The organism is Actinomycetota bacterium (genome assembly GCA_005888325.1).
GTDB lineage: Bacteria > Actinomycetota > Acidimicrobiia > Acidimicrobiales > AC-14 > AC-14.
The window spans coordinates 1-4,326 of record VAWU01000082.1; the positions used below are offsets into that span (position 1 = coordinate 1).

Sequence of the window (4,326 nt, forward strand, 5' to 3'; positions counted from 1 at the left end):
ACGCGTACCAAGGCGTCCACCGAGCGACGCATCGTCACGCTGCGCCGCCGTCGGGGACTCGGGCCGGCGCGCATCGCCGGGATCGTGCAGGTACCACACTCGACCGTGCACCGAGTGCTCGTTCGTCACGGGCTCAACCGTCTCGACCAGCTCGATCGACCGACGCGCCAGCCCGTCCGTCGGATGGAGATGTCCCGGGCGGGCGAGCTGGTGCACCTCGATGTGAAGAAGCTCGGCCGCATTCCCAAAGGTGGCGGCTGGCGGGTGCATGGCCGGGTGGCACGTCCGAACAACATCCAGACCAAGAGGCGTGCCATCGGATACGCCTTCGTGCACTCAGCCGTCGACGCCTACAGCCGCCTTGCCTATAGCGAAGTGCTGCCGGATGAGTCAGGGGCAAGCGCTGCGGGTTTCTGGCTCCGGGCGAACACGTTCTTTGCAGCGCGAGAGGTCGCCGTCGAGCGCGTGCTGACGGACAACGGTGGCTGTTATCGCGCCCGCGCATTCGCCGAGGCTCTCGGCACCGTCGTGCATTCCCGGACGAGGCCCTACCGGCCGGCCACCAACGGGAAGGTGGAGCGTTTCAACCGAACACTCCTGGCCGAGTGGGCTTACGCCCGACCATGGACCTCAGACGGTCAACGCACCCGCGCGTTGACTCGGTGGCTGCACGTCTACAACCATCATCGCCACCACACCGCTATCGGCGGGCCACCGGTGAGTCGTGTCGGCAACGTCATGGGGCACTACACCTAGGGACATACCCAGTACCTCGCCTCGGACACGCTCAGTTCCGATCGCCCCGGAATCCGTAGGCGCGGCCCATGGCCGGATGCCTCGACAACCGCAAGCGCTCGGCAACCGCGAGCGTGAGCTCCGTGCGCCGCTCCCACGCCCGGCGAATGCCAGCTCTCGGGCGGCGGGCATGGTGGACAAGCCGATTTACTCAACGATCAGGCGTTCTATCGTGTGCTTTGGCGTGCGCCCAGTCGCAAGGCTGGGGCGCCGATGCTGAGGTCGCTCCACCTCCCCACCCCCCAGGCGGGCGGCCTCGGCTCACACGCCTCGTTCTGGCGGAGCAGCCTGGACGGGCGATCACGCGCGTCACTCGCACGTGGCCGCGCACCGGCATCGCGCCGGGAGTGCGGACTGCGGATCGGTATCTGGACACCCAGGTAGACCGCCTGGCACCTTGAATCCGCGACGGGCACGCCGTTCACACGTGAGGTGAGCGCCATTGGCTGAGGGTTAGAGGCCAGCCGGAGAGGCCGGCGTCGAACCGTCAAGACGTTCGCTCACCCCGATTGCATTGCAGCGATGTCATCGAGCTGCGTGCGGAGCCACTTGTCGAGGTCATTCGTGCGCACGATGTCGACGCACACTTGCCGCCGCGTTCGGCGCTCCTCCCGAGGCAGTGTCAGAGCTCGGTAGAGCGCGTCGGCCTGTTGACTGATGTCGAAGGGGTGAACGCCCAGCGCAAAGGCACCCAACTCGTCATACACGCCGGCGTGTTCGGACAGCACGAGCACGCCATCCACGCGGTTAACGACCATGGCTTCCTTGGCCACCAGGTTCAGGCCATCGAAGACCGAGTTCACCATGAGCACATGGAACCGCTTGTAGGCGGCCACCGCTGCCGGCAACGAGTCCTGAAAACGCAGGTCGATCGGCTGCCAGTCGGTGTTGCCGTGCTTGAGATTGACGTCGGCGACGAGTCGTCGTATCCGGTCCGCGTACTCGAGGTACTCGTCCACATCTTGACGACTGGGCTGTAAGAGGGCGAGAAACGTCACGCGCCCGGTGAGCTCGGGGTGATCGGTGAGCAGCTGATCGTAGGCAAGGAAGCCGCGGAGCACGTTCTTCGACAGGTCGGTGCGATCGACTCGTAGGATCAGAAACTCGCGGGAGCTGTTCTCGAGCTGACGCTCTTGGTCTTGCACCTCGGGCGAGTTCGCCAGCTCCTCCAAGCTCGACACGTCGACGGAGATGGGGTACCAGCGCGCCGCGACTCGCCGCTCGCCCACATCCACCGTGAGCCGGCCGAAGTCCACACTCAAGCCCAGGAGATCCTGGCAACCCAACAAGAAGTTGCGGGCGTAGCGCTCGGTGTGGAAGGCGACGATGTCGTTGGCCAGCAATCCGGTGAAGAGCGATTCCCGCATCCAGACGGGCAACACGCGCCATGCGTCCGGCTGAGGCCAAGGCACGTGAACGAAGTGCTGAAGGAACGTGCCGGGACAGTGGGCGCGCACGTAGGGCGCCACGAGGTAGAGGTGGTAGTCGTGGATCATCACGACCGCGCGCCCCGCTCGCGTCGCCACCTCTTCCACCACGACCTCGGCAAAGCGGCGGTTCACGACCTCATAGCCGGCGACGAAGGCATCGATCTCGTTCGCGGTGATGTTGGGCGCGTTGCTCAGGTCCCAGAGGTTGTGCTGGAGGAACCACAGGAGCGGGTTGGCGACAATGGAATAGAACTTGTGATGCACCGCGGGATCGATGTCGATCATCCGCAGCACCGCTCCCCTCGCCGTCTCGTGGGTCGCGACAAACGACCGGCCGTGGTGCTCACCGCAGACGGCGGTGTCCTCTTCCGAAAGCGCAGCACAGATCCACACACCGTTTGCCAACCGGCCTGCGAGCCCGGACAGCGCGGTGACCAGCCCGCCGCTTCCGCGTGTGCAGATCCGCCGACCTGTGGCATCCCGGGCGAACTGAACCGGCCCGCGATGCGACACCAAGATGAGCGGTTCACGCCTCCCGTCGGGACTGGCCACGGGGGCACGATATCCGGCTGCTTCGCGGCGTCGACACGCCGAACGGAGCGGGCCTGGCGGCGGGGCGGCGAGGGGACGGCGATCAAGGTTCCTGCGTTCGGTTCCAGCGAGTTCGACAGCGGCGCCGGACGGGTAGCTCATGGCCATGCCCAAGAAGCGCGACGACCTGGCCCACCAAGACGCCGAGAAGGAGGCACAAGTGCTGGCTCGTGAGGGGCTCGAGACCCGGCTCATGGAGGAGAACGCCTCCGAGGTGGGCGAGGAGGTCCCTGACGCTGATGCGATCAATGTCCGCGACACGAATCGCCGTTCGGGGTCCAAAGCCCGTCATCGAAGTCGCAATCCGCACAGATGACTGATGGAAACCATGCGGCTGAGCCCCCACGGCCAGCGGTGAGGCGATGGATGCGCGTGTGCGTCGGGGCGCAGAATTCGACGGCACCGCAATAAGAAAGCGCTGCGTTGCGAGCTCGTTACCCATTGTGTGATTGCCGTGTCGTCCGCGTCGCGGCCAGCTGTTCTGAGATCTGAAAGAACGCGGCGGGATCTCGCGAACCACGACGCCTTCGGCGCCCCAGCGGAGACCCCTTGAGCTTGTTTCGAGCCAAAGGTCTCTGCTGCGGCTTCGATCTCGGAGGCAGCGCGAGCCGCCCTGCCGGGTCTGGTTCGGTCGACCTCAGATGGCCTCCCGCTCGGGCCAGCTCCTCGCTTAGAGACGACGCAGGATTGCCGCGCAGAACGAGTCGAGGTCGTCGGGCTTTCGCGAGGAGATGAGATGACCGTCTTCGACCACCTCGGCGTCTAGCCAGGTGGCGCCGGCATTGATGAGATCGGTCTTGATCGAGGGCCACGACGTAACCCGACGACCACCGACCGCTTCTGCCTCGATGAGCAGGCTGCCGGCGTGACAGATGGCAGCCAGCGGCTTAGCGGCGCGGTCGAAGTCGCGGGCGAGGGAGACGACATGGTCGTCCATTCGCAGCTTGTCTGGTGAGTAGCCTCCCGGGATCACCAGCGCGTCGAAGTCTTCGACCGAAGCAGACTCGGCCGCCAGTGTCGGGGCAAAACGCTCCTTCCCCCGTTTGCCGTGCAGAGGTTTCCCCGCCTTGACGCCGACCACGGTGACCTCGTGGCCCGCCGCCTGTAGCCGGTCGTAGGGGACCCGGAATTCGGCGTCTTCGAAGTCGTCAGCCAACACGAACGCAACACGAGCCACAGCTACACCCTCCGGAGCCGGCTTCACGGCGGCCCGTTTGTACCGCCAGGGCTTCCTACCTCTACCCCCCCGGCTCCACCCCTCAACCGCCCGGTTCACGTATGCACAAACGCCGGAGTGGGTACTGCCCAATAGCAATGGAGTAGAGGGGAAGCAAATGACAACTGCAGAGAGTGAACTCGATGAGCGTCGGGCCGCAGGGCCCTCGCTCGAGCGGTGGGGCGCCGCCTTTGCGGGAGCGCTGATTGGCCTGGCCACCTTCCGGATGCTGGAAACGCTCTGGGACGCGTTGAGCCGCGGCAGCGAGATCACTTGGGTTCGCGACAACATCAG

The 4,326-nt window shown here is 65.6% G+C and carries 4 protein-coding genes; 2 read left to right on the top strand and 2 right to left on the bottom strand.

Translation table 11 applies throughout. The features are described 5' to 3' along the window. A partial coding sequence (locus E6G06_21955; GenBank protein TML85494.1) for an IS481 family transposase occupies window positions 1–756 on the top strand: 756 nt, incomplete at its 5' end. A 539-nt stretch (window positions 757–1,295) separates the two neighbouring features. On the opposite strand, the gene E6G06_21960 is transcribed toward E6G06_21955, so the two are convergent. After that, a complete protein-coding gene (locus E6G06_21960) occupies window positions 1,296–2,918 on the bottom strand; it encodes a trehalose-6-phosphate synthase (protein ID TML85500.1) in 1,623 nt (540 codons plus the stop codon). Between E6G06_21960 and E6G06_21965 the strand changes: the two genes are divergently transcribed. Then, window positions 2,917–3,132 carry a hypothetical protein gene (locus E6G06_21965; GenBank protein TML85495.1) on the top strand — a complete coding sequence of 72 codons (216 nt, stop codon included), beginning with the start codon at window positions 2,917–2,919 and terminating at the stop codon, window positions 3,130–3,132. The two genes, E6G06_21960 and E6G06_21965, sit on opposite strands and share 2 nt — an antisense overlap. 354 nt (window positions 3,133–3,486) lie before the next feature. On the opposite strand, the gene E6G06_21970 is transcribed toward E6G06_21965, so the two are convergent. Next, entirely contained in the window at window positions 3,487–3,993 is a 507-nt protein-coding gene (locus E6G06_21970) for a type 1 glutamine amidotransferase (protein ID TML85496.1), read from the bottom strand. Window positions 3,994–4,326: the final 333 nt, after the last annotated feature.

Coding starts and splice junctions, on each gene's coding strand:
- E6G06_21965 (TML85495.1), top strand. CDS start 2,917: ATGGCCATGCCCAAGAAGCGCGACGACCTGGCCCACCAAGACGCCGAG.
- E6G06_21960 (TML85500.1), bottom strand. CDS start 2,918: ATGAGCTACCCGTCCGGCGCCGCTGTCGAACTCGCTGGAACCGAACGC.